The organism is Bacillus changyiensis, assembly GCF_027706145.1.
In the GTDB taxonomy this organism is placed as follows: domain Bacteria; phylum Bacillota; class Bacilli; order Bacillales; family Bacillaceae; genus Bacillus; species Bacillus changyiensis.
In genome coordinates, this window is sequence record NZ_JAQFWW010000002.1 from 52,991 (window position 1) to 74,929 (window position 21,939).

The 21,939-nt window shown below is 38.2% G+C and carries 24 protein-coding genes; 6 read left to right on the forward strand and 18 right to left on the reverse strand.

Annotated elements, in window-relative coordinates:
• Positions 1-11 precede the first annotated feature (11 nt).
• A complete protein-coding gene (locus PDT38_RS07510) occupies positions 12-1,121 on the reverse strand; it encodes an MGDG synthase family glycosyltransferase (RefSeq protein ID WP_270800255.1) in 1,110 nt (369 codons plus the stop codon).
• A 101-nt stretch (positions 1,122-1,222) separates the two neighbouring features.
• On the opposite strand from PDT38_RS07510, the gene PDT38_RS07515 reads away from it, so the two are divergent.
• The gene (locus tag PDT38_RS07515) at positions 1,223-1,777 is read left to right on the forward strand and encodes a YkoP family protein (protein ID WP_270800256.1); all 555 of its coding nucleotides are present in this window, start codon (positions 1,223-1,225) and stop codon (positions 1,775-1,777) included.
• 28 nt (positions 1,778-1,805) lie between these two features.
• Here the strand turns inward: PDT38_RS07515 and PDT38_RS07520 are convergent, their stop codons facing one another.
• The 3 genes from PDT38_RS07520 to PDT38_RS07530 all read right to left on the reverse strand — a co-directional run bounded on the left by PDT38_RS07520 (position 1,806) and on the right by PDT38_RS07530 (position 4,835).
• Complete coding sequence (locus PDT38_RS07520) at positions 1,806-2,621, reverse strand: metallophosphoesterase (protein WP_270800257.1); 816 nt, start codon at positions 2,619-2,621, stop codon at positions 1,806-1,808.
• Between the two features lie 140 nt (positions 2,622-2,761).
• On the reverse strand, positions 2,762-3,583 hold the full coding sequence (locus PDT38_RS07525) for an undecaprenyl-diphosphate phosphatase (RefSeq protein ID WP_270800258.1): 822 nt from the start codon (positions 3,581-3,583) through the stop codon (positions 2,762-2,764).
• Positions 3,584-3,683: 100 nt separating this feature from the next.
• Positions 3,684-4,835: an AI-2E family transporter gene (locus PDT38_RS07530; protein WP_270800259.1), complete on the reverse strand. Its 1,152-nt coding sequence runs from the start codon at positions 4,833-4,835 to the stop codon at positions 3,684-3,686.
• A 129-nt stretch (positions 4,836-4,964) separates the two neighbouring features.
• On the opposite strand from PDT38_RS07530, the gene PDT38_RS07535 reads away from it, so the two are divergent.
• On the forward strand, positions 4,965-5,951 hold the full coding sequence (locus PDT38_RS07535; RefSeq protein WP_270800260.1) for a Gfo/Idh/MocA family protein: 987 nt from the start codon (positions 4,965-4,967) through the stop codon (positions 5,949-5,951).
• A 131-nt stretch (positions 5,952-6,082) separates the two neighbouring features.
• On the opposite strand, the gene tlpB is transcribed toward PDT38_RS07535, so the two are convergent.
• Positions 6,083-8,068 (reverse strand): methyl-accepting chemotaxis protein TlpB, encoded by a 1,986-nt coding sequence (gene tlpB, locus PDT38_RS19570; RefSeq protein WP_270800262.1) that lies wholly within the window; start codon positions 8,066-8,068, stop codon positions 6,083-6,085.
• A 156-nt stretch (positions 8,069-8,224) separates the two neighbouring features.
• On the opposite strand from tlpB, the gene PDT38_RS07545 reads away from it, so the two are divergent.
• Positions 8,225-8,962 carry a protein-glutamine gamma-glutamyltransferase gene (locus tag PDT38_RS07545; protein ID WP_270800263.1) on the forward strand — a complete coding sequence of 246 codons (738 nt, stop codon included), beginning with the start codon at positions 8,225-8,227 and terminating at the stop codon, positions 8,960-8,962.
• On the opposite strand, the gene PDT38_RS07550 is transcribed toward PDT38_RS07545, so the two are convergent.
• From PDT38_RS07550 to PDT38_RS07575, 6 genes are all read right to left on the reverse strand, one after another.
• Positions 8,955-9,995 (reverse strand): nitronate monooxygenase, encoded by a 1,041-nt coding sequence (locus PDT38_RS07550; RefSeq protein ID WP_270800264.1) that lies wholly within the window; start codon positions 9,993-9,995, stop codon positions 8,955-8,957. The two genes, PDT38_RS07545 and PDT38_RS07550, sit on opposite strands and share 8 nt — an antisense overlap.
• An 18-nt stretch (positions 9,996-10,013) precedes the next feature.
• A complete protein-coding gene (locus PDT38_RS07555; RefSeq protein WP_270800265.1) occupies positions 10,014-10,412 on the reverse strand; it encodes a secondary thiamine-phosphate synthase enzyme YjbQ in 399 nt (132 codons plus the stop codon).
• A 105-nt stretch (positions 10,413-10,517) separates the two neighbouring features.
• A complete protein-coding gene (locus PDT38_RS07560) occupies positions 10,518-11,303 on the reverse strand; it encodes a GH12 family glycosyl hydrolase domain-containing protein (RefSeq protein ID WP_270800266.1) in 786 nt (261 codons plus the stop codon).
• A gap of 255 nt (positions 11,304-11,558) precedes the next feature.
• Complete coding sequence (locus PDT38_RS07565) at positions 11,559-12,842, reverse strand: hemolysin family protein (protein WP_270800267.1); 1,284 nt, start codon at positions 12,840-12,842, stop codon at positions 11,559-11,561.
• A gap of 48 nt (positions 12,843-12,890) precedes the next feature.
• Positions 12,891-13,565 (reverse strand): zinc metallopeptidase, encoded by a 675-nt coding sequence (locus tag PDT38_RS07570; protein ID WP_270801676.1) that lies wholly within the window; start codon positions 13,563-13,565, stop codon positions 12,891-12,893.
• Between the two features lie 77 nt (positions 13,566-13,642).
• A complete protein-coding gene (locus PDT38_RS07575; protein ID WP_270800268.1) occupies positions 13,643-13,861 on the reverse strand; it encodes a hypothetical protein in 219 nt (72 codons plus the stop codon).
• A 157-nt stretch (positions 13,862-14,018) separates the two neighbouring features.
• Between PDT38_RS07575 and PDT38_RS07580 the strand changes: the two genes are divergently transcribed.
• Both PDT38_RS07580 and PDT38_RS07585 read left to right on the forward strand, forming a co-directional pair.
• Positions 14,019-14,273, forward strand: coding sequence for a protein mistic (locus PDT38_RS07580; RefSeq protein ID WP_270800269.1), 255 nt, complete (start codon positions 14,019-14,021; stop codon positions 14,271-14,273).
• Positions 14,270-15,253, forward strand: coding sequence for a potassium channel family protein (locus tag PDT38_RS07585; protein ID WP_270800270.1), 984 nt, complete (start codon positions 14,270-14,272; stop codon positions 15,251-15,253). Before PDT38_RS07580 ends, PDT38_RS07585 begins: the two co-directional genes overlap by 4 nt.
• On the opposite strand, the gene PDT38_RS07590 is transcribed toward PDT38_RS07585, so the two are convergent.
• The 4 genes from PDT38_RS07590 to PDT38_RS07605 all read right to left on the reverse strand — a co-directional run bounded on the left by PDT38_RS07590 (position 15,245) and on the right by PDT38_RS07605 (position 19,258).
• Positions 15,245-15,646 carry a YugN-like family protein gene (locus tag PDT38_RS07590; protein ID WP_270800271.1) on the reverse strand — a complete coding sequence of 134 codons (402 nt, stop codon included), beginning with the start codon at positions 15,644-15,646 and terminating at the stop codon, positions 15,245-15,247. The two genes, PDT38_RS07585 and PDT38_RS07590, sit on opposite strands and share 9 nt — an antisense overlap.
• Positions 15,647-15,667: 21 nt before the next feature.
• Positions 15,668-16,243 (reverse strand): DUF421 domain-containing protein, encoded by a 576-nt coding sequence (locus PDT38_RS07595; RefSeq protein WP_270800272.1) that lies wholly within the window; start codon positions 16,241-16,243, stop codon positions 15,668-15,670.
• Positions 16,244-16,520: 277 nt separating this feature from the next.
• Positions 16,521-17,873, reverse strand: a complete 1,353-nt coding sequence (locus PDT38_RS07600) for a glucose-6-phosphate isomerase (RefSeq protein ID WP_270800273.1) — start codon at positions 17,871-17,873, stop codon at positions 16,521-16,523.
• Positions 17,874-18,094: 221 nt separating this feature from the next.
• On the reverse strand, positions 18,095-19,258 hold the full coding sequence (locus PDT38_RS07605) for an iron-containing alcohol dehydrogenase (protein WP_270800274.1): 1,164 nt from the start codon (positions 19,256-19,258) through the stop codon (positions 18,095-18,097).
• A 140-nt stretch (positions 19,259-19,398) separates the two neighbouring features.
• Here PDT38_RS07605 and PDT38_RS07610 point away from each other — a divergent pair, with 140 nt between their 5' ends.
• The gene (locus PDT38_RS07610) at positions 19,399-19,635 is read left to right on the forward strand and encodes a DUF378 domain-containing protein (protein WP_172297454.1); all 237 of its coding nucleotides are present in this window, start codon (positions 19,399-19,401) and stop codon (positions 19,633-19,635) included.
• 42 nt (positions 19,636-19,677) lie between these two features.
• Here the strand turns inward: PDT38_RS07610 and yugI are convergent, their stop codons facing one another.
• The 3 genes from yugI to PDT38_RS07625 form a co-directional block, all read right to left on the reverse strand.
• A complete protein-coding gene (yugI, locus tag PDT38_RS07615; protein ID WP_270800276.1) occupies positions 19,678-20,064 on the reverse strand; it encodes a S1 domain-containing post-transcriptional regulator GSP13 in 387 nt (128 codons plus the stop codon).
• 198 nt (positions 20,065-20,262) lie between these two features.
• Entirely contained in the window at positions 20,263-21,423 is a 1,161-nt protein-coding gene (locus tag PDT38_RS07620; RefSeq protein WP_270800278.1) for an aminotransferase, read from the reverse strand.
• Positions 21,424-21,924: an Lrp/AsnC family transcriptional regulator gene (locus tag PDT38_RS07625; protein WP_172297460.1), complete on the reverse strand. Its 501-nt coding sequence runs from the start codon at positions 21,922-21,924 to the stop codon at positions 21,424-21,426.
• Positions 21,925-21,939: the final 15 nt, after the last annotated feature.

Consider the following 21,939-nt stretch of genomic DNA (forward strand, 5'->3'; position numbering starts at 1 on the left):
TGAGTTTCCCCTCATTTTCCGTCGTTATGAATAATATTTGCTAATACTTTAGCAACGTCGGCTTCAGACTTTTCCTGCACATACTGCTCAACGTGCATTTGGTAGCCATTAAATGCATCCTCAGATTGAAAAAAGTGTAGCAGCTGTTCTTCTATCGGTTTTTCAATTCGATTTTTCAGTTCGATGATCAAGTGTTTTTTCTTTAATAATCTTAAATTCATTTCTTCTTGGCCTGGCAGTGCATGATAAATGAAAACCGGGAGTTTTTTCTCGATTGCTTCGCTGATCGTGACACCACCCGGCTTTGTGATGATGCCTGAGGCAGTTCCGTATAATTGATTCATGTCTGACTTATTTTCAATGTAGGGAACGGCATTGATTAATGGATGATTTAACCGGTTGATATAGTTAAAAAGTTTTTCGTTTTTCCCACACAATATTTGATATTGTATTTGTCCTTTGGGGGCAAGTTCCTGAATAAGTTGAAAAATCCCTCCTACCCCCATACTTCCTCCAGTGATTAAAATGTTATAAGCTTTCTCACTATTCACTCCTGTTTTGACATCCATTTTGTAAGAGCGGTGGACAGGAATTCCAGTGAGAAAGATGTTTCGATCAGCCACTCCCTCAGAGATCAACTGCTCCTTTATTTCTAAGCTTGGTGCAAAATGATAATCAATATGCTCTCTTCCCCAAATTCGATTGACAAAAAAGTCAGTGTAAACATTAACCACTTTCATTTTTGGGAATTGAGCTTTTAATTGATTAAGCAAATAAGAAGGCAATGCATGTGTACAAAAGACAATATCTGGTTTTTTCTCATTTAAAATCTGTTTCATCCCATTTAAAAACATGAACTCATACATAAAATGACGTTTTTTCGTTTGATGATGCCCACATGCTAAACACGAATATAAAGAGCTATACACTTTGGGTAAGTATTGAATCCATTTTAAATATGCGGCAGATGATACTTTTTCAAGCCGTTGATAGTAATGAGAGAAAATATCAATTTTTTCACATTGGTGTGATTGTTGAATCAACTCTGTTTGCAGTGAATCAGCCACATGATGATGACCGGTTGAAATACTTAGAAAAGGAAGTATCAGAATCGTCGCCATCTCCATCCCCCACTCTAAAATGAAATTGATTACCAACTATATTTTTTAAATATCCTAGACAAAATATGAGTGTATTTTCGAAATAAAAGGAAGGTGACATTTTGAAAAGGTTTTTTCTAACGATTTGGCATTTGATCGATCCATTTTATTATTTTTTTTCAAGACTGACATTTATTGATCGTAGTCGAAAAAGTATCTTCCGTGTCCGATTAACAAAATATAAAGGCATCGATGTCATGCTAAGTGATGGAACCACAATTAAAAAGAATGATGTTCTCATCAAAATTCATCTTCACAACCTTAAATTGATCAGAGAGTTTCAAAATATTGAGAGTGCAGTAAGAAGAGGAGTCCTTATTTACCAAAAAGTATTATCTTCAATGCCCACATTGGCGGAATATGTAAGTAACCATCAGAAAGCAGAACAAATTAAGGGAATTATCGGAATTACAACTCTTCATAAAGGTGTAGACAGACTTGGTTTCGAAGCCGTTCAGCCCTCAAATCGCTTCTACAAATGTTTAAAAAAGATTACACAATTACCAATTTTATTTTTAACAGCAAGGCCATTTTCCTTTCGCAACATTCCTCCCTCCCAATATTTATTTATTTCAAAAGAAAAGCTATTTGATTCTTATTTGCACCCAAAAAACTAAAAAAAGAACTGCACCTGGTGCAGTTCTACTATGAAATATGATGGAATGTTACTTCAGGGCGGCTGCCGATACGGATATTGGCGCCTGTCTGGCCTAAACCTTCACTAATATAAAAAGGTTTGTCATGGTGATAATGCAGACCTTTAATCATATTCATTCGCACAAGCTTTCCCATCTTCACAAGGTGATAAGGCTTCGGCCAATGAATTTGTCCGCCATGAAAATGTCCTGACAGAAGGTAATCAAAGTGATATTCTTTCATATGAAGCACGACATTCGGGTCATGTGTCAAGACGAGATTGTAGCCATCCTTTAAACCTTGATAAGATTTCGCTACTTGACTTCGTTTCGTGCTATAATCATCAATTCCTATAATATTGAGGGTCTCATTCTCCATTTGTACAGAGACATGTTGATTTTGAAGTGTGACACAGCCGTTTTCCTCTAAAACATGTTTTAGTTTTTGAAAGTTGGTACCTTTTAGTACATAGTCATGGTTTCCAAATACAGCATACATTCCGTATGTTGGCTTCAGCTCCTGCAAAGCCTTCAAATACTTGACAAGCTTTGGAATACTTCTTTTTCGATCCAGAAAATCTCCTGTTAAGGCAATAAGATCAATTTGTTTTTTATTTGCTAGTTCAAGAATTTGTTCTGGTGAAATTGAAATATTCTCTAAATGAAGGTCTGATAGATGAAGGATATTAAGTTTCTTTGGGAATGTTTTGGCATTTGTCCGAGCAACAGAAATCGTGTTTACTTTTACATCTTTTGTATTGTGATTCGCTTTATATAAAATCGGGATTAAACTTACAATCAATAATCCAATGAATATCATAAACATTTCATATCTCCTCCCCTTTTATAGTATAGTAAGCTAATCAATTGTTTAATAGTGGGAAATAATAGAAGATAATATAAAAAACCGATTTCAAAACGCGAAATCGGCCTTTGTTATGTTTATTTGGCTATAAAATCCTCATTTTACAGAAAAAATACAACTAAGATCATTCCTAAAATAATCCGATAAATAGCAAACGGCACAAGTTTGATTCTATTAATCAATTTAAGGAAGAAACGAACGACAAACAGGGCGACAATGAAGGCACTGATAAACCCTGCAATGAAAAATGGTAAAAGATCTGAGCTAAGGAATTCCCAGTTTTTAAGCAATGAAAGAAAGCTTGCTCCCATCATAATCGGGATTGCCATAATAAAGGTAAAATCTGCAGAAGCCCTATGGTTTAAGCCGAGCATAACACCACCGGAAATCGTCGAGCCTGAACGAGAGAAACCAGGCCATAGTGCAAGGCATTGGAACAATCCCATTCCCAGTGCCTGTTTATATGTGATCTTGTCAACTGAGTCTGTTGTCTGTTTTCTTTTATTGATCCAGTCCGCAACAAGCATGAGGATGGCTCCTGCAATCAAACCGATCGCAACAGTACGAACGGAAAATAGGTTTTCATCAATATAGTCTTCAAATAAAAATCCTAAAACCGCTGCCGGTACTAGTCCAACCGCAATTTGTGCAAGCGATAATCTACTTCCTTGTTTTTGAGTTTCAGTGATGTTTTTCTTCATACCAAGTAAATTAAGAATTCGATCTTTGAAGACAATGGCAACAGCAAGTATCGAACCAAGCTGAATGACTACTTTAAAGGTATTGGCCGCTTCCGGTGTGAGCAACTCCTTCGATTTCAATAAAAGATCATCAACAATGATCATATGCCCTGTCGAAGATACAGGTGCATATTCTGTTAATCCTTCCACAATCCCTAAAATAATTGCAACAATAATATCCATATGTCCTTCCCTTTCTATCAGCGCATGTTTTATGCGCTTCTCATGACTTGTCCTCTATTATCATGTATATCGGTTGTAGAGGTTGTTTATGTCAATAACATCATACCTGTTTTTCATCTGTTTTTTGATACAGGGTTGAGCGTTGTCTAAATGCTTCGAATACATGTGTAACGACAACTTTGATGACAGCGTATCCGGGAATCGCAACAATAACGCCGACTACACCGAACAGTTTAGCTGATGTTAGTAAAACAAATATAATCGTAACCGGATGAATATGCAAATTCTTCCCCATAATTTGTGGTGAAATAAATTTCCCTTCAATTAGCTGAACAACCGTCCAAACAATAATCAGTTTAATGAGCATAAACGGAGATGTAACCAAAGCGATAATGATTGCTGGTGTAATCGCGATGGTCGGTCCTAAATAAGGAACAATGCTCGTACATGCAGCCACAAGTGCTAAAAGAGAGGCATAATTAAGACCGATAATTAAATAGCCGATGAACAAGAGGCAGCCGATACAAAAACTGACAATGATTTGTCCCCTAATGTAGGAACTTAAACGGTGATTCATTTCTGCCATTACCTCATAAGTCTGTTCCCGTAAACGTGTAGGAACATACTTTAAAATAAATAACGGTAGCTTTTTTCCATCTTTTAATAAATAAAACAAAATAAAAGGAACTGTCACAATCGAAATAAAAACTTCTGTCACCGCTCCGATGAAAGTTCCCACACCTGTAAATGTACTATTTAAGATTGTACTTGCTTGATCTGATAATTTACTGGCTAAATCTGTTAAATTTATATTTAATGTCTGTTGAACCTGATTAAAAAACTTGCTACCGATCATTTGTTTAATTTGGTCTTCAACAATATAAACATATCTTGGAAAATTATCAACAAGGCTCATAATCTGTTCTCGCAGTAATGGAATAACAGAGACGATTGAAATGGTGATCAAACCGATAATGATGATGTAAAGTAAAAGAATGGAGTAAATCCTTTTCACTTTTTTTCTTTCTAAAAAATCTACCACAGGATTTAACAAATAATAAACGACACCTGTTAATATGAGCGGTAAGGCAATGGTTTCAATTAGAACAATAATAGGAGTAAAAATAAACGATGCTTGCATAAAAACTAAGATGTTAAGTCCAATAAGCAGCAAGATAAGCAAAAACAACACAAACTTATTGTCTAAAAAAAACTTTTTAAACCTCCCGCCCCACATATGTAAAGAGTTCATCGCGATCCTCCATAAGCTTTTTTATAAATTGTACACTATTCTTTGTGTGCTGAAAAATATTTCACTTTTTATCATATTTTGATTCGATATAATCGATATGAGAAAACAATAAAGAAAAGGACTGATAAGATGATAAGATTCGGCGTGATTGGAACCAATTGGATCACAGATCAATTTTTAGAAGCGGCAAATATGAACGAGGATTTTCAATTAACTGCTGTTTATTCAAGAACAAAAGAACGCGGACAAGCGTTTGCACAAAAATATCATGTGACATCTATTTTTACCAATCTGGAAGAAATGGCAAAAAGCTCTGTCATTGACGCTGTCTATATTGCAAGCCCTAACTCTTTCCACCAAGAGCATGCCATCATGATGATGGAAAACGGAAAACATGTGTTGTGTGAAAAACCACTGGCATCAAATGTGAAAGAAGTAAAACAGATGGTGAAAACGGCTCAACTTCACCAAGTGACACTGATGGAAGCAATGAAAACGACTTTTCTTCCAAACTTCAGAAATATACGAGATCATTTACCGAAGATCGGAAAGATCCGCAGGTTCACTGCTAGTTATTGTCAATATTCTTCCCGCTATGATGCCTATAAAAATGGAACTGTCTTAAATGCTTTTAATCCCGCTTTTTCAAATGGCTCTCTCATGGATATCGGTGTTTATTGCATTTATCCGGCGGTTGTCTTGTTCGGTAAACCGCTAGAAGTAAAAGGAAATGGTCTAATTCTTGATTCTGGTGCAGATGGAGCAGGGACGGTACTCTTACAATATCAAGATCTTGAAGCTGTCTTGATGCACTCAAAGATCTCAAATTCCTACATACCAGCTGAAATTCAAGGAGAAGACGGTTCTATTGTCATTGATAAAATCCATCGTCCTGAAAAGGTTGTCATTCATGGTCATGATGGAAGTGTTGAAGATATAGCAATTTCTGACGAAAAGCCAGCTATGTTTTATGAAATAACAGAATTTATCAACCTCATCAAACAGAACCGGATTGAATCTCAATTGAATACTTTTGAACATTCCCTAACAGTCTTAGGGATTATGGATGAAATGCGAAAACAAATCGGCCTTGTTTTTCCTGCCGATCTGAAATAATCCACTTTAAAGTGCGATTTTCCTGCTTTTTCATTTCATCCTCATCATATCCAACAAAGAAAGGGGCGTCCATTAGTCAAAAAATGACTGATTGGACACCCCTTTAAAAAATGGGTCAAACTGATAACCTGTTAGTCTATCTTAAATTTTTTCGTTAAATCTCGTAGTTCTTCTGCCATTTGTTCAAGTGTTGAAGCAGATGAACTGATTTCTTCCATTGAAGCCAGCTGTTCTTCTGCTGAAGCAGCAATGTCCTGGATGCTGGCAGAACTCTCTTTAGAGATGTCAGAGATCTCTTCGATCGCTCCTGATATTTCTTGAGAGCCGCCTGATAACTGTTCAACAGTGGCATTCATCGTCTGTAGTTTGCCAGCAATCTCATTCGTCATTTCATGAATGTGTTTAAAGCTTGCTTCGGTTTCTCCCGTGATCTTCAGCCCTGACTGGACCTCATGGTTAACTGATTGGAACATACTGAGAGAATGTTCAATTTCTTTGACAATATCTTGAATCAAGGTTTCGATTTCTTTAGCCGAATCTGCTGATTGTGCAGCTAGTTTCCGGACTTCTTCAGCGACAACTGAAAAACCTCTGCCAGATTCTCCAGCACGTGCTGCTTCGATCGCGGCATTTAATGCTAGCAAATTCGTTTGATCGGCGATTCCGTTAATGACGCGCAAAATGGCTGTAATATCTTTAGATTTACCTTCAAGCCCTTTTACAACACCTTCAGCTTGTTTCACTGACTGATCAATTGAATTCATCTGACCGACCGTTTTTTGGACAAGCTCTCCACCTGTTTCGGCAACTTTTGTTGATTGAACAGACGATTCTGTGATCAATTCTGAAACAGTGCTCATTTCCCGTAACATACCATTCATTTGACCGAGTTGCTGCGAACTTGTCTCAACTTTTTCGCCCTGGCTTTCAACACCATTTGAAAACTGTTCAATCGCTAATGTGATGTGTTCTGTGGCCTTACTTGTCTGATCAGCGCTTGCTGTCAATTCTTCAGAAGATGACGCCACATTTGCTACTGACTCCTGGATTGTACCGATCAATGTCCGAAGTGATTCAGCCATGTCGTTAAAGCTTGTAGCGAGCTGGCCAATTTCATCTTTAGAACGGACTTCGATTTTTTGGGTGAGATCACCATTACTGATTTGTTTTGCTGAAGTAACAAGCTGATTTAAAGGTTTGCTGATTCCTCGGATGATAAAGTAGATCAAAATACTACCCAGTAACATTGCTCCAATGAATACGTAGACGGCCATATGGAGAACTGGTTTGGCAGCATCGATCATTTCATCCGCAAACATAGTTCCAGCGATTTTCCAACCGGTTAATTTGTTTGTCGCAAACTCCATTTGCTTGTTCTTACCTTCGAAAACGTACTTAATCTCACCGTTTTGTTTGCTGTACATTTCATTGACAAATTCACCCTCTACATCAGCACCGCCTTTCATTGATTGATGAGCAATATATTTTTTACCAGCACTTGAAATAAAAGTGAATCCTTTTTCTCCAATTTTGACTTTATTTGATGCGTCAATCAGTTCTTTAATATTGACATCGAGTGCCACAACACCAGATCCATCTTGGTTTGCTTTGGCGATTGTGATCACCATAGAATCTGTTCCCTCAGACTCATAAGGTTCTGTCACAATGACTTGACCTTTTTTCGCAACGGCTTCTTTATACCAATCTCTTTTAACCGGATCATAATCATCAGGCATTTCTACATAAGGGTATTGGACAAATACGCTGTCTTTTGACCCAGAATAAATGGCTTCAACATCTTTATTTTGTTTTGCATATTGTTTAAACTTCTTGACCAAAGCATGCTGTGTCTTATCTTTAAAGTCTTTTTCTTTAATGCCTTCACTAAAATAACTTACTGTTTCCGATTTTTTTTCAATGCTTTGGTCGATCATTTCGTTCAATTGATTGACACTGTTTTTTGCGCTCCTCATAATTTCTTCTTCAAGCGATTGGCTCGCTGTATAATATGAGCTTAATGCAAGCACTAAAATAGGAACAATTAAAATAAGAAAAAATGATATTACTAATTTTTTCGAAATAGAGGAGCGTCTAAACCAAACTAACAATTTGTTCATTTTTATAACCTCTTTTCTCTTAGCCTCACTGCTAATATCGGAAACTTCATTTATTTCTAAACAAAAAAAAGGAAAAAAACATTTCCAATTCTTCTGCAAATTGTTGTTTTCCCCACCCAAGCTTTAGGCATACCTTAGCTAAAAAGGGGGATTGTTATGATTTCTATTTCCGAATATTGGCTTCGGCCTGAGGACACCGAGAAACTAAATATCAGTCAGACACAAAAAAACTTGGTCAAACTCATGCTTTCAATGCCTGCCAAATATGACTACAGCACGGTTTCTGAACTGTTATTTGAACTCAACTATCGGGAAAATACCGTCAAAGCAGCTAAAGAGCTACTTCATAGTAGAGCAAAGTTCGCCCCTTTTTCAAAAACATATGGGAATCAAGAATATTGGCGGGTATCTCCTGAGGGTGCGTTACAATTGAAGTACAGAGCTCCCGCTTCCAAAGCTATTCTCGATGTTTTTGGAAGCGGCCCTCTTTATGCATTTGAATGCGCAACAGCAATTGTCATCATCTTTTATAAAGCTTTGATTGAAACGATTGGAGAGCAACGATTCGACCAGCTCTACCAAACCATTATTTTATATGATTGGCATTATGAAAAGCTCCCAATCTATACGGAACGGGGAAATGATTTTTTACCTGGAGACTGTTTATATTTCAAAAATCCAGAATTTGATCCAGAAAAACCGCAATGGCGTGGGGAGAATGTCATTAATTTAGGTCACAATTTATACGCAGGACACGGCCTAGGTATCCTAAGCGCAGAAGAGATTATTGAAGATCTGAATAGATACAGAAAATCAAATGCCCAAGTGTCTGCCTACCTACTCTCACAAATCACTCGAATCGATTTTCCGACTTTATACGAATTTGTTAAATAACTGTTGCAGGGATCAATTGTTCAAACAGTTGTTTTACTGTTGTTTCACGGACCGTTGCTCTTACTCCTTGTCCACACCACAGAGACACGTTTTCTGGATTTTTTTCAAGCTGGGCCTTGTTTCTCATCAATTTTGTTAATGTGTTCTGATATGGATATGGCAATGTATCTTGTTCGTCTTTTTGCCTGTCTTTCATCCACTGGTTGACAATGCCTCTGGCTGGTTTTCCAGAAAACAGTTTTGTCAGCCTTGTATCCGTTTCAGTTGCTTCTAGCAGTTTTTGCTTGTATAGAGAAGATGCACCGCTTTCCTTACAAGTCAAAAAAGCCGTGCCTAATTGAACACCTTCTGCTCCAAGAGCAAAAGCTGCTTTTACACCTCTTTTGTCAAAAATCCCCCCGGCAGCAATAACAGGAATGGTTACATGATCGGTCACTTGCGGAATCAATGCCATTAACCCGACAGATCCCTCTCCCTTTGTCGGTAAAAAAGCACCCCGATGGCCGCCAGCTTCACTTCCTTGGACAACGATAAAATCCATTCCTCTTTCTTCTAATAGTATTGCTTCTTCAACCGACACTGCTGTGCCAATTAAACAGCAATTCCGTTCTTTCAGCTTCTTAACTGCATCAAGAGGAGGGAGACCAAAAGTAAACGAACAAACACTAAGATTGGTTGTGAGGATGAGATCGATTTTTTCATAAAAATCGGACCAATCCTCTTCTTCAGTCGACAAAGGTGCTAGCGGCTGTGAAAGTGGAAGTTTTTTTTGCCAAGCAGCAAGTTGTTCGTCACTGACGGTTTCTCGCTTTTCTGGAATAAACAGATTGACTTGGAATGGCGCTTCTGTCCGTTTTTTCGTCTCCTCAATCTGCTTTTTCAGTTCCTCAAGTGTTAAGTATCCTGAAGCAAGTCCGCCGAGACCACCCTGATTGGAAACAGCGGCAGCAAGCTGAGGTGTCGCCAATCCCCCTGCCATTGGCGCCTGTACGACAGGCTTTGATAGTGAGAGGCGTTCCATTAGCATGTTCATGCTCGATTTCTCCTTTCTTCAGGCGATGATTTTAAAGTAACAAGTCCGCTGTCTTGGACCATCGAATTCACAAAAATAAATCCCTTGCCAAGTTCCTAAGGTAAGTTTGCCATCTTCAATAATGATATGTTGTGACGCTCCAACTGTACTCGCTTTCAAATGGGCTGCTGTATTTCCTTCCAAATGGCGATCAAGTGAATGCTCCCATGGATACACTTCATCTAACCTTCTCAACATATCTTGTTTGACATCAGGATCAGCGTTTTCATTGATTGTGATCCCAGCCGTTGTATGTGGACAATAGATGATTACCACACCGTTTAGAACTTTTTTCCTGCTGATAAATTGTTGGACTTCATCTGTGATCTCCACCATTTCATCATGATGGTTCGTCTGAATATTTATTTTTTTCAACATGTACTCCTGCTCCTTTCTCCATTGCTTAATTCGTCAAAAAGCGGTGATTTCCTGTCTAACCGTTCAATTTAAAAACACCGCCCAAGGAGCGGTGTTCGAGCATATTTAACGGACTGTTACATCCCATTTTGATATATTGATTTGTCCGGTTCCACCGAAAATTTCAGTGCCAAATTCGACACTGCTTACATACTTCGTTTTATCGATCCAGTTCTTTGAATCAGCAAGATAATTTGTGAAGTTACGAAGGTCTAAGCTTGCCTTTTGAGTATTGGACGTTCTGACGAAAGAAAAAACATTCCAGCCTTTTCCGTTCCCTGCATCAACATAGCCTTTGTGGACATTCCAAGTGTGACCATTAATTGAGACTGTCTCGACATATGCACCTAATGGACCGGCATTTGTATTGTTAAGCCAAAGCATAATTTCATCTGTTGGTGTTGAATCCCAGCTCGCTTTATCTGTGTTATGAAGCCAAATGTCATATGCTGCATTGTACGTTCCATTCGCACTAATCGAATAACTTACATTTGTCTTGATCGCTTTACCATCTAATAAGCGGGTCGGGAAGCCACTTCCCTCTGTATAGCCTTCAGTCCAATGCCAGCCGCTCACAATCGACGGATAAGCCTTCACTGAACTTGTCTTGCTCGGCCAATTCCATACCCAGCCTAAATTAGAATTGCTGTTATGGTAGATGGTCTGCCATCCACCTCTAACTTGGTCCTTTCCCCACACATTGTTGAATATGTAATGTTTATTATTTTTAAAATACATTTTAGTTGACGGCGTTGATAAGGTTGCACCAAATGCAGCCAGAGGTCCCGCTAATAAAATAATGAATGCGAAGCCTAATAGTAGAAAAGATTTGCGAGTTGAATGTTTGTTCACGTTTTCGAACCTCCCGTTTAGATACAAAATATTATATAAGAGATTCTTACAAAGGTATATACATAAATCGTATTGAATACTGATGAATAAATATTCTTATTTATCAAAAATAACGAATGTCTATAGTACTAGGAAAAAGGGGCGTCCTGAAAGTAGTGGGCATTTATAAAAATCGGGGAATTTACTCACTTTCCGCGGACGATCCGCGAGCTGTTCCCGCAGTAGCCTGGCAATTCCCCTGATCAAAGATCACCCCTACGTTTTTTTAACTTCAACAAAACGAATATGATGATCTTCGGCATCAAGAATTTTAAATTCACATCCTTCTGTTTGAAAAACGTCACCTTTTTTCAGTTCCATCCTTTGTGTCAGTATCCACCCAGCAATGGTGTCAACCTCATCATTTTCGATTTCGATTTGGAGCAGGTCATTCACCTCATCAATTAAAGCTTTGCCATCAATTATATAATGGTTTTCGCCTTTTTTGATCATATGTGGCATTTCATCCTGATCAAATTCGTCCCTAATTTCTCCAACAATTTCTTCCAGAATGTCTTCTACTGTGACAAGACCAGCTGTTCCTCCATATTCATCAACTAGGATGGCCATATGGATACGCTCTTTTTGCATTCGAATCAACAGTTGCTGTATGGGAATGCTTTCAATCACTCTGATGACGGGTCTCATTAACTGACTTAAATCAGTCGACTGTTCAAGAAAGTATGCTCTAAACAGATCCTTGCTATTAATAATTCCAATAATATGATCTTTATCATCCTTGATAATCGGGTATCTCGTATATCGTTCATTCATAACGGTTTCGATTGCTTCTTTTATCGGTTGATCTGAAGAAATCGTTGCAATCTCTGTTCTCGGTACCATAATTTCCCGGGCAAGACGGTTGTCAAATTCAAATATTTTGTTTACATACTTGTACTCCGTCAGGTTAATTTCACCTTTTTTATAGCTTTCTGAAAGCATGATCCGCAGTTCTTCCTCACTAATCGCTACTTCATGTTCTTTGACTGAATGAAAACCAAACAGACGAGTTAATAGTCGAGCCGAGCCATTTAATAATTTAATGAATGGATACATTACTTTGTAAAAAATAATGAGCGGTTTGGCAACTCGTAAACTGACGGCTTCCGCTTTTTGAATCGCAATCGTTTTTGGCGCCAATTCACCGACAACAACATGAAGAAAAGTAATGATAACAAAAGCTGTCCCAATTGAAGCAATTCTCATCACTGATTCGGGGAGGCCAATGTATTCAAAAAAGGGGTGAATAATTTTCTCAAATGTTGACTCCCCAAGCCAACCGAGCCCCAAAGCAGTAATGGTAATGCCAAGTTGACAGGCTGATAAATATTCATCAAGATCGGTGATCACCCTTTTGGCTGCAACTGCCCGCACATCACCCGTTTCCACCAACTGATCAATCTTTGAACCACGAATTTTAACAATGGCAAACTCAGCAACAACAAAAAAAGCTGTAGCTGCAATTAAAAGCAGGACGAATATGACATTTAAGATATTCAAAAAAAACCCTTACCAAATATGGTAAGGGGCCACCTCCTCTACTAAAGGTTAATCATCACGACCGGACAAGAAAATAGCAACAAAACGGAGCAATTCAAACAATGAGACAAGAGCTGCGGCTACATATGTTAATGCTGCTGCATCAAGAACTTTCCTGACGCCTCTTTCTTCATTATTGCGAATCATCCCTTCTGAGAGAATGATTCTTTTTGCCCGGGAACTTGCGTTAAATTCGACAGGTAGTGTCACAAGCTGAAAAAATACAGCCGCCGAAAATAAAATAATGCCTAATCCGATCAGATTCAGGCTTCCTAACAGCAGGCCACCGAGAAATAAAAATGGGGCCACACCAGAAGAAAAATTGACGATCGGGAACATTTTATGCCTCAAAACAAGTGCGCCATATGACTCCTGATGTTGCAAGGCATGTCCCACTTCATGGGAAGCAACAGAAATTGAGGCAATGGATCGGCCGTAATATACAGGTTCAGATAAACGTACAACACGTGCTGTCGGGTCATAATGGTCTGTTAAGGTTCCTCTTACCGGTTCAACCGGCACATCGTAAAGGCCGTTTTGGTCTAGAATATGTCTAGCCACTTCAGCACCAGTTCTTTGACCTGAAGCCTCTACTTTTGAATATTTGTCAAAGTTGTTCTTTACTTTAAATTGTGCCCAAATCGATAAACCTAATGCAGCAAATGTCAATAGATAAAAAATCATACTCATGTCATCATCTTCCTTCTTAGGTTTCATAATCATATTTTATTTTGAAGAAACGCCTTTTGTACAGAAAAATGCTATCTTTTTTTAAGTGGATAACAAACCCCAATAAATAAAAACACCATTCCTAAAATCAGGACATAGAAAGGTGGTCTAGTCGTTAGCTCTTTGAAAAGTTCGATCCAAAAAACTTTTTCTGTTGGAATGACATTTAAATTAAACAAAAGTTGTGTAGACGCCCCTGCCATCAGTTGGCTACCAAGAAAAATGATAATGAGTCTTAATAAACAGGACATACACCTTCATCCCTCATCCATTTTATAAAAGTGTATGGATGAACATGAGCCAATATGCTTTTATTTATTTTCGGTTTTATTCAGAATGTTATCCACTGAAAAATTTTTACAAAAATGGGGTATACTAAATAAAAAAACGAATTCAGGTGGTGATACTGTGAAAGTAACAGATCAAGAAAAACAGCAATTAAGTATGGCCATTGACAAAATGAATGAGGGGCTTGATGCATTTATTCTACTTTATAATGAATCTGAAAAAGATGAACCTTTGATTGAATATGAAGATGAAACAGCCTCAATAATTAAACATGCGATTGAACAATATGGAAAAGACAGCATCAATCAAAAGTTAAATGCAATTGTCAAGGAAATTTTATCGTTTTCTCTTTTGAAAGATGGTGATCAATCATGAAATCAAACCGGGTTTTTATTTCATGGTTAAGATGGCCTATCTATTTCCGTATCGCCATTATCATTCTTTTGTTAATCTTCATTTTTGGTGAACTCATCACATTAATTGAGCCAGAGCAATTTACAAATATTTTTGAAGGGATTTGGTGGGCATTAATTACTGTTTCAACTGTTGGATATGGTGATTTTGTCCCCAACACTGCTCTCGGGAAAATGGTTGGAATGCTCCTTATTTTGTTAGGAGCTGCATTTGTCACAGCCTATTTTGCAACAATGGCAACAGCTGTGTTTAGTAAGCAGCAAAGCTATGCAGAAGGGAAAGTCAATTATAAAGGGAGCGGCCAAATGATCCTTGTCGGCTGGAATGAGAAAACAAATAAACTCATGCAGATTTTACAGTCTTCAAACTCAACTCAAACAATTGTTTTAATTGATGAAACTTTAAAAGAAGGGCCTCTTTTGGAAAACATCCACTTTATCCGCGGTCATCCAGCAGATGATCACACTTTAACTAAGGCGAATATAGAAGAGGCTGAAGCTGTGTTTATCACTGCTGATCAGAATAAAAATGAAACAGATGCTGATATGCAATCTATTTTAACGTTGCTCGCCATTAAAGGACTGAACCCTTCTGTCTATTGTATGGTGGAAATTTTAACAGAAAAACAAATAAAAAATGCTGAACGGGCCGGTGCCAATCAAATCATTAGTACAGCAGAACTTTTAAAAACCGCCATGTTCCAAAGTTTTCTTCTCAAAAACCAGCTCCCTGATTTTATCTGTCAGGAAGCAAGGGTTGACATGACTATTCAAACCATATCGGTCCCTCAGAAATTACAAGGAAAATCCTTCAAAGATGTCATTCGATATTTCATGGATGATAATATTATCATCATTGGCATTAAACAAAAAGAAGGGATGATCCTATCACCTTCTTTCTCATATATAATTCAGAAGTCCGATAAGTTATTATCACTTTAAGGCTTTTTCAAGTTCTTTAACACAAGAATGCCCAAGTTCGACGTACAGATTTGGAATAGCTGCATCTTTATCCTCTGGCTCAGCAAATTGGTCAAAAGCTGCTCGAATGTTCCCCTGAACGACGTGATCATCAAGTCCTTCTTGATAAACATGGCGAAGCAAAAATGGCTGTCCCAGCTTGACTATCGCATTATCCGAGTCAAGCTGCCCCTCTTCTACTGTAAAAGGTAAACGCAAATAAAGATATCCAGCTGCATCATCGATCTTATAATCAAAAAAACCGTGGTCATACTCCCATCCACCATTCAAATCATAGCCAAGTGGTTTTAATCTTTGTTCAAGATCATAGAAAGAGAATGAGTGGTTTTCCAGTCCAAAAGGAATTATTTTCATACAAAAGGCCCCTTCTTCATTTTATTTCAGTCGTTCATCAGGTTTTTTCACATGCCCTTTACTGATTTCTTGAAATAAATTGTTTTGTAATTTGTCTTGTGTTCCTAATTGCCCTTGCAAAAATTTTTTATATTCCCCAAGTGTAAAAGGCTTTGCATCATCTATTAATTCATAACCAATCTGACCATTTGATTCAAGAGTTGCATGTTTCACATCGGATATTTTTGATATACCTTGAGTTCTGAGTCTCATTTCTACTTCATCAACAGTTAGCCTATGTTTCTTTAAGTTTTGGACTTGCAATTCACCATTTTCAATTAATAAAATCGCCTTTCCTGAAATAAAGCTTTCAAAAGAATCGAATTTTAATTTTAAAAACTCGATGAACAGTAAGACAGTAATAAAAATGACCGCAGCGGTGATCGTTTTTAACACGCTCGTTTCAATGATAGGTTGAACGATGATTGTTCCGATGGAGATCATCACAACCGTTGTCGCTATTGTCATTTGCGAAATCGATTTTCTCCCTGATATTCTCAGCAAAATAATGGCTGTAAGAATTAATAGTAATGTTCTCAAGATAAACGTAAAATCCATTGTCCGCCACTCCACATCTTTTTATGTTTATTATGAATCAGAAGGAATGACGATATGTGTATGAAATGATTTTTAAGGATAGTGGGATGAATTACATAAGGATTTTCGGGGAATCGAACGAGGTTGACAAGGTTTTGAGATGAATTTGCATTTTGTTCGGTCGGGGTTTTTTGGATACTCTTAAAAATATATGGCTGACTGAACCAAAATGTGGTCAGCCAGCCATATGATTCAAACTTTAATGTTTCATAAACTTTGTTCAAAAACGCCTTAAACCTTACTCTCCCAAGCGTTTTTCAAGCTCTGCTTTTTTCTCTTCAAAGCCCGGTTTGCCGAGAAGGGCGAACATGTTGACTTTGTAAGCTTCAACACCTGGTTGGTCAAACGGGTTGACGCCAAGGAGGTAGCCGCTCATTGCACAAGCTTTTTCAAAGAAGTATGCAAGATAGCCAAATGTGTAAGCATTCATTTCTGGCACATTGACAATTAAGTTTGGTACATTTCCGTCTGTATGAGCAAGCATTGTACCTTGGAATGCTTTTTTATTGACGAAGTCGACCGTTTTGCCGGCTAAATAATTTAAGCCGTCAAGATCATTGTCCGCTTCTTCAATTTTTAATTCATGTCTTGGTTTTTCAACATTTAAGACGGTTTCAAACAAATCTCTTCTGCCTTCTTGTACATATTGTCCAAGAGAGTGAAGATCTGTTGAGAAATTGGCAGAAGACGGGTAAATCCCTTTTTCATCTTTTCCTTCGCTTTCACCAAACAGCTGTTTCCACCATTCTGCGAAATATTGAAGACCAGGCTCATAGTTAATTAGCATTTCAATTGTTTTACCTTTATTATAAAGAACATTTCGAACGACGGCATATTGGTATGCTGGGTTTTCTTCAAGCTCTGAAGTTGAGAAATCTTCGCAAGCATCTGCTGCGCCCTTCATCATTTCATCAATATTTGCTCCGCTAACTGCAATCGGAAGAAGTCCTACAGCTGTCAAAACAGAGAAGCGTCCACCGACATCGTCAGGGATGATGAATGATTCATAGCCTTCTTCAGTTGCAAGTGTTTTTAATGCACCGCGCGCCTTATCTGTTGTTGCATAGATACGTTGTTTCGCTTCCTCTTCCCCATACTTTTCTTCAAGTAGTTTGCGGAAAATCCGGAAAGCGATTGCAGGTTCAGTTGTTGTCCCTGATTTAGAAATGACGTTTATTGAAAAATCAACGTTTTCAAGAAGATCCATTACATCTCTCATGTAAGATGAGCTAATATTATTGCCGATAAAAATCACCTGTGGTGTTTTCCGTTTAGCTTTCGGCAAAATATTATAAAATGAATGGTTCAGCATTTCAATTGCTGCTCTTGCCCCTAAGTATGAACCACCGATTCCTACAACGAGTAGAACATCGGAATCATTTTGAATTTTTTCAGCAGATTTTTTAATTCGGTTAAACTCTTCCTTATCATAGTTTTTCGGAAGATCCACCCATCCTAAATAATCGCTTCCAGCACCCGTTTTTTCATGGATCGTGTGGTGAGTGACTTTGACAAAGTCACGTAAATATGTAAGTTCATGTTCTTTAAAGAAAGGCAATGCTCTTGAGTAGTCAAAACGGACATGCGTCATGTTAATAAACCTCCAGTATTTCTGTTTTCAGAATTTCTACTTAGCACTTGTTTATGTCGAATATAGGCGAAACCTTTTCCTTATTCACTTTATATGAACTAGATCACTAAATCAAGTGATCATCAACACGAGAGATGTTCACGCAAGGGAACGACCATGCAAAAAATCCAGTTTTATCAGGCAAGTTTTTGATTTTTGTCAAATTCATAACAAAACAATATTTACAATGAAGCCTTTAAAATCGATAGTACATCTGACTTATTTAATGTTTTAAAGCGGCCGAATTCACCGTTCGCCATTGCTTTGTCAGCTATGAGATCAAGTTTTTCATCGTTAATATTGTAATCACTTAGACGATTTGGTGCACCAAGACTGCTCCAAAATTCAGATAGTTTATCAATACCGGTTAACGCAATCTCCTCATCTGTTTTACCTGATTCATCAATATCAAAAACACGGACGGCAAACTGTTTAAAGCGAGCGACATTTTCAGATAAAGTATGCTTCATCCAATTTGGGAACAAAATAGCCAGCCCTCCAGCATGGGGAATATCATAAACCGCTGAGACAGCGTGCTCGATATTGTGGGTTGCCCAGTCGCCACGCGCTCCCATTGCAAGCATCCCATTTAGCGCAATTGTGCCTGTATAGAGAATTGTTTCCCGCAGTTGATAATTTTCAAGGTCATCAATGAGACTAGGGGCTGTTTCAATGACTGTTTTTAAAAGGGACTCACACATTCGATCTTGGTATGGTGTATTTTCTGTATGGTGAAAATATTGTTCAAAGACATGTGACATCATATCAACGATTCCATAAATCGTATGATCTTTTGGCACTGTGAACGTGTTTACTGGATCAAGAATGGAGAACTTCGGAAAAACATGTGGACTTCCCCAACCATATTTCTCATGGGTTTCCCAGTTTGTAATGACCGATCCCGAATTCATTTCTGATCCTGTTGCTGCTAAAGTCAAAACGGTTCCAAATGGGAGTGCCTCAGATGGAATATGTTTTTTTGTCACGATATCCCAAGCATCACCATCATATTTTGCACCTGCAGCAATTGCCTTTGTACAGTCAATGACACTTCCTCCCCCAACTGCCAGAAGAAAATCAATATCTTGTTCTTTGCAGATGGCTACACCTTTGTTGACAGTTGCAACACGAGGGTTTGGTTCAACACCTGACAGTTCATGAACTTTTACTTGCGCTTTTTGAAGAACAGACATCACTCGGTCATATAGACCATTTCGTTTAATACTGCCGCCTCCATAAACGAGTAAAATATTCCGGCCATATCCCGGCACTTCTTCTGACAGCTTTTCAACCTCATCACGACCAAAAATCAGTTTTGTTGGGTTCCAATATGCAAAATTATCCATGTGACCCGCCTCCTTTTTCCTTATTATACCTGACGGACCACACGGCATGTAAAGCAATCTGCATTGATCTCTACGTATAACCTTTCCAAATTGGTCACAATCTATAAATGTTGAAGTTATGAAAAAGGAGGAAATACATCATGAGTGCGATTCAACGTTTTGCACTGCTTTTAACCATCATTGGTGCCGTTAATTGGGGACTCATCGGTTTTTTTCAGTTTGATTTAGTGGCATCTATTTTCGGGGGCCCTAACACAGCTATGTCCCGCATCATTTATGGGCTTGTTGGAATAGCAGGTCTCATCAATCTTGGACTTTTGTTTAAACCAGCGGAAGAGACAGCTCGCAATGAAGAAAAACAACCACAAATGCGGTAAACTTCAAAAAAATAACTCCGGTATTTTCACCGGAGTTATTTTTTACTTTTTAATTAAATCTTTTCTGTTTGATTGTTCGATCCACTCTTCAAGTTTATCTTTTAAAGTATTGAACCCTTGAGGAGCTGCTTCTGCTTGAACAGGTTTTTGTTGTTTTTTAGGTTTGCTTTCTTTTCGTTCAGGAGCTGCCTGTGTAGCACGAATAGAAAGGCTAATCTTCCCTTTTTCCTCATCAACAGATAGAACTTTGACCTGCACTTCATCACCAATCGCCAAGTGCTCTTTAATATCTTTAACGAAACCATGCGTTACTTCAGAAATATGCACGAGTCCTTGTGTTTCTTCATCTAAAGCAACGAACGCTCCATACGCCTGTAGTCCGGTTACTTTTCCAGTGTAAACATTACCCACTTCAATTTTTGCTGACATACCTAACAACTCCCTAAATCTTATGAATTTATTCACCTTTTTACGCAATAAAAAATTATATCACATAAAACTTTATTAATCAAAAAAAATTCAATTTGATGTTTTAACTTCAAGTTTAAAGGGAATACTAGAAACAATAAAGGCTTTCTAGTATTCCCCCCTTTATGGATGCGAACTTGTATAAAGTTCGCTTTTTTTTTATGAACTTTCGATAAAGCGTTTCATTTTAACTAGCGCTTCTTGAAGCTGCTCAATGGATGATGCATAAGAACATCTAATATAACCTTCACCACTTGGGCCAAATACACTGCCGGGAACAACGGCAATTTTTTCATTTAACAGAAGCGATTCTGCAAACGCTTCAGAGCTCATTCCTGTTTTTTTAATGGATGGGAATGCGTAAAAAGCGCCTCCTGGGCGGTGACAATCTAGCCCCATATCATTTAATGCATCAATAAAAAGATTTCGTCTGCGTCGATAGCTTTTTTTCATTTTGTCTACATCGTCCAAACCGTTTTTGAGAGCCTCTTCTGCGCCAAATTGAGCCATGCTTGGCGCACACATCATGGAATATTGGTGAATTTTCAACATCGGGTCTCTTAAAAAAGTCGGAGCAGCGACATAGCCAAGACGCCAACCTGTCATTGCAAATCCCTTTGAAAAGCCAGAAATCAAAATTGTCCGCTGTTTCATTCCGTTGATACTCGCAAAGCTTGCATATGGTTCGTCATATGTAAGCTCAGCATAGATCTCATCCGCTATGACAAGTAAATCGTGCTGTTCAGCAAAAGCTGCGATCTCTTCAAGCTCTGTTTTCGAATAAACAGAGCCTGTAGGATTTGATGGTGTTGATAAAAGGATCGCTTTTGTCCGTTTTGTTAAAGCTTGCTCAAAATCTTTTGGGCTTGCTTTAAATCCGTGTTCAGCATTTGTATGAATGTGAACAGGCTTACCTCCAGCCAATGCAACAAGCGCTTCATAAGCGACAAAACAAGGCTCTGGGATGAGGACTTCTTCTCCCGGATTAAGAATAGCTCTGACTGCGATATCAAGGGCCTGGCTCGCCCCTACTGTTACAATCAATTCTTCATCAGGAGAATAGTCAAGGTGAAAGCGTTTTTTTAAATAATGGCTTATTTCCTTTCTTAAAGAAAGCAGCCCAGCATTTGCGGTATACGATGTATAGCCTTGTTCAAGCGAAAGAATACTCGCTTCTCTGACATTCCATGCCGTCACAAAATCAGGCTCCCCAACACCTAGGGAAATGACGCCTTCCATTGTTGACGCGAGATCAAAAAACTTGCGAATGCCCGATGGTTTGATTTGTTGTGCTGCTTTAGAAACATACGCTGAATTCATTTACGGAGACACCACGATTCTTTTGTCATCATCACCAGATTCAAAAACTTTACCATCATGCTTGTATTTTTTTAAGATAAAGTGAGTGGTTGTTGACATAACAGATTCAAGCGTCGACAGCTTCTCAGATACAAAATGAGAAATATCTGACATTGTTCTGCCACGGATCACAACAGATAAGTCATAAACGCCTGACATGAGGTAAACAGATTCAACCTCCTGAAACCTGTAAATGCGCTCAGCCACTTCATCAAAACCGACTCCACGCTTTGGCGTCACTTTGACATCAATCATTGCAGTAACACCTTCATGACCATCTACTTTATGCCAATCAATCATCGTTGAATAATCAATAATGACCTTTTCTTTTTCAAGTTTTTCGATCATCATTTTTGTTTCTTCCAAGGAAAGATCAGCCATTTTCGCGATCGTTTCTACTTTAAGGCGGCTGTTTTCTTCTAAAATTTCCAATATTTCCGTTTCTTTTGCTGTTAATTTCATCTATTTATCACACCT

Bases quoted from the DNA above. Each gene is read 5' to 3' on its own strand.
- PDT38_RS07510 (WP_270800255.1), bottom strand. From the start codon at position 1,121: ATGGCGACGATTCTGATACTTCCTTTTCTAAGTATTTCAACCGGTCAT.
- PDT38_RS07520 (WP_270800257.1), bottom strand. From the start codon at position 2,621: ATGTTTATGATATTCATTGGATTATTGATTGTAAGTTTAATCCCGATT.
- PDT38_RS07525 (WP_270800258.1), bottom strand. From the start codon at position 3,583: ATGGATATTATTGTTGCAATTATTTTAGGGATTGTGGAAGGATTAACA.
- PDT38_RS07530 (WP_270800259.1), bottom strand. From the start codon at position 4,835: ATGAACTCTTTACATATGTGGGGCGGGAGGTTTAAAAAGTTTTTTTTA.
- PDT38_RS07535 (WP_270800260.1), top strand. From the start codon at position 4,965: ATGATAAGATTCGGCGTGATTGGAACCAATTGGATCACAGATCAATTT.
- tlpB (WP_270800262.1), bottom strand. From the start codon at position 8,068: ATGAACAAATTGTTAGTTTGGTTTAGACGCTCCTCTATTTCGAAAAAA.
- PDT38_RS07545 (WP_270800263.1), top strand. From the start codon at position 8,225: ATGATTTCTATTTCCGAATATTGGCTTCGGCCTGAGGACACCGAGAAA.
- PDT38_RS07550 (WP_270800264.1), bottom strand. From the start codon at position 9,995: ATGAACATGCTAATGGAACGCCTCTCACTATCAAAGCCTGTCGTACAG.
- PDT38_RS07555 (WP_270800265.1), bottom strand. From the start codon at position 10,412: ATGTTGAAAAAAATAAATATTCAGACGAACCATCATGATGAAATGGTG.
- PDT38_RS07570 (WP_270801676.1), bottom strand. From the start codon at position 13,565: ATGATTTTTTATCTATTGACATTTGCTGCATTAGGTTTATCGATTTGG.
- PDT38_RS07575 (WP_270800268.1), bottom strand. From the start codon at position 13,861: ATGTCCTGTTTATTAAGACTCATTATCATTTTTCTTGGTAGCCAACTG.
- PDT38_RS07585 (WP_270800270.1), top strand. From the start codon at position 14,270: ATGAAATCAAACCGGGTTTTTATTTCATGGTTAAGATGGCCTATCTAT.
- PDT38_RS07590 (WP_270800271.1), bottom strand. From the start codon at position 15,646: ATGAAAATAATTCCTTTTGGACTGGAAAACCACTCATTCTCTTTCTAT.
- PDT38_RS07595 (WP_270800272.1), bottom strand. From the start codon at position 16,243: ATGGATTTTACGTTTATCTTGAGAACATTACTATTAATTCTTACAGCC.
- PDT38_RS07600 (WP_270800273.1), bottom strand. From the start codon at position 17,873: ATGACGCATGTCCGTTTTGACTACTCAAGAGCATTGCCTTTCTTTAAA.
- PDT38_RS07605 (WP_270800274.1), bottom strand. From the start codon at position 19,258: ATGGATAATTTTGCATATTGGAACCCAACAAAACTGATTTTTGGTCGT.
- PDT38_RS07610 (WP_172297454.1), top strand. From the start codon at position 19,399: ATGAGTGCGATTCAACGTTTTGCACTGCTTTTAACCATCATTGGTGCC.
- yugI (WP_270800276.1), bottom strand. From the start codon at position 20,064: ATGTCAGCAAAAATTGAAGTGGGTAATGTTTACACTGGAAAAGTAACC.
- PDT38_RS07620 (WP_270800278.1), bottom strand. From the start codon at position 21,423: ATGAATTCAGCGTATGTTTCTAAAGCAGCACAACAAATCAAACCATCG.
- PDT38_RS07625 (WP_172297460.1), bottom strand. From the start codon at position 21,924: ATGAAATTAACAGCAAAAGAAACGGAAATATTGGAAATTTTAGAAGAA.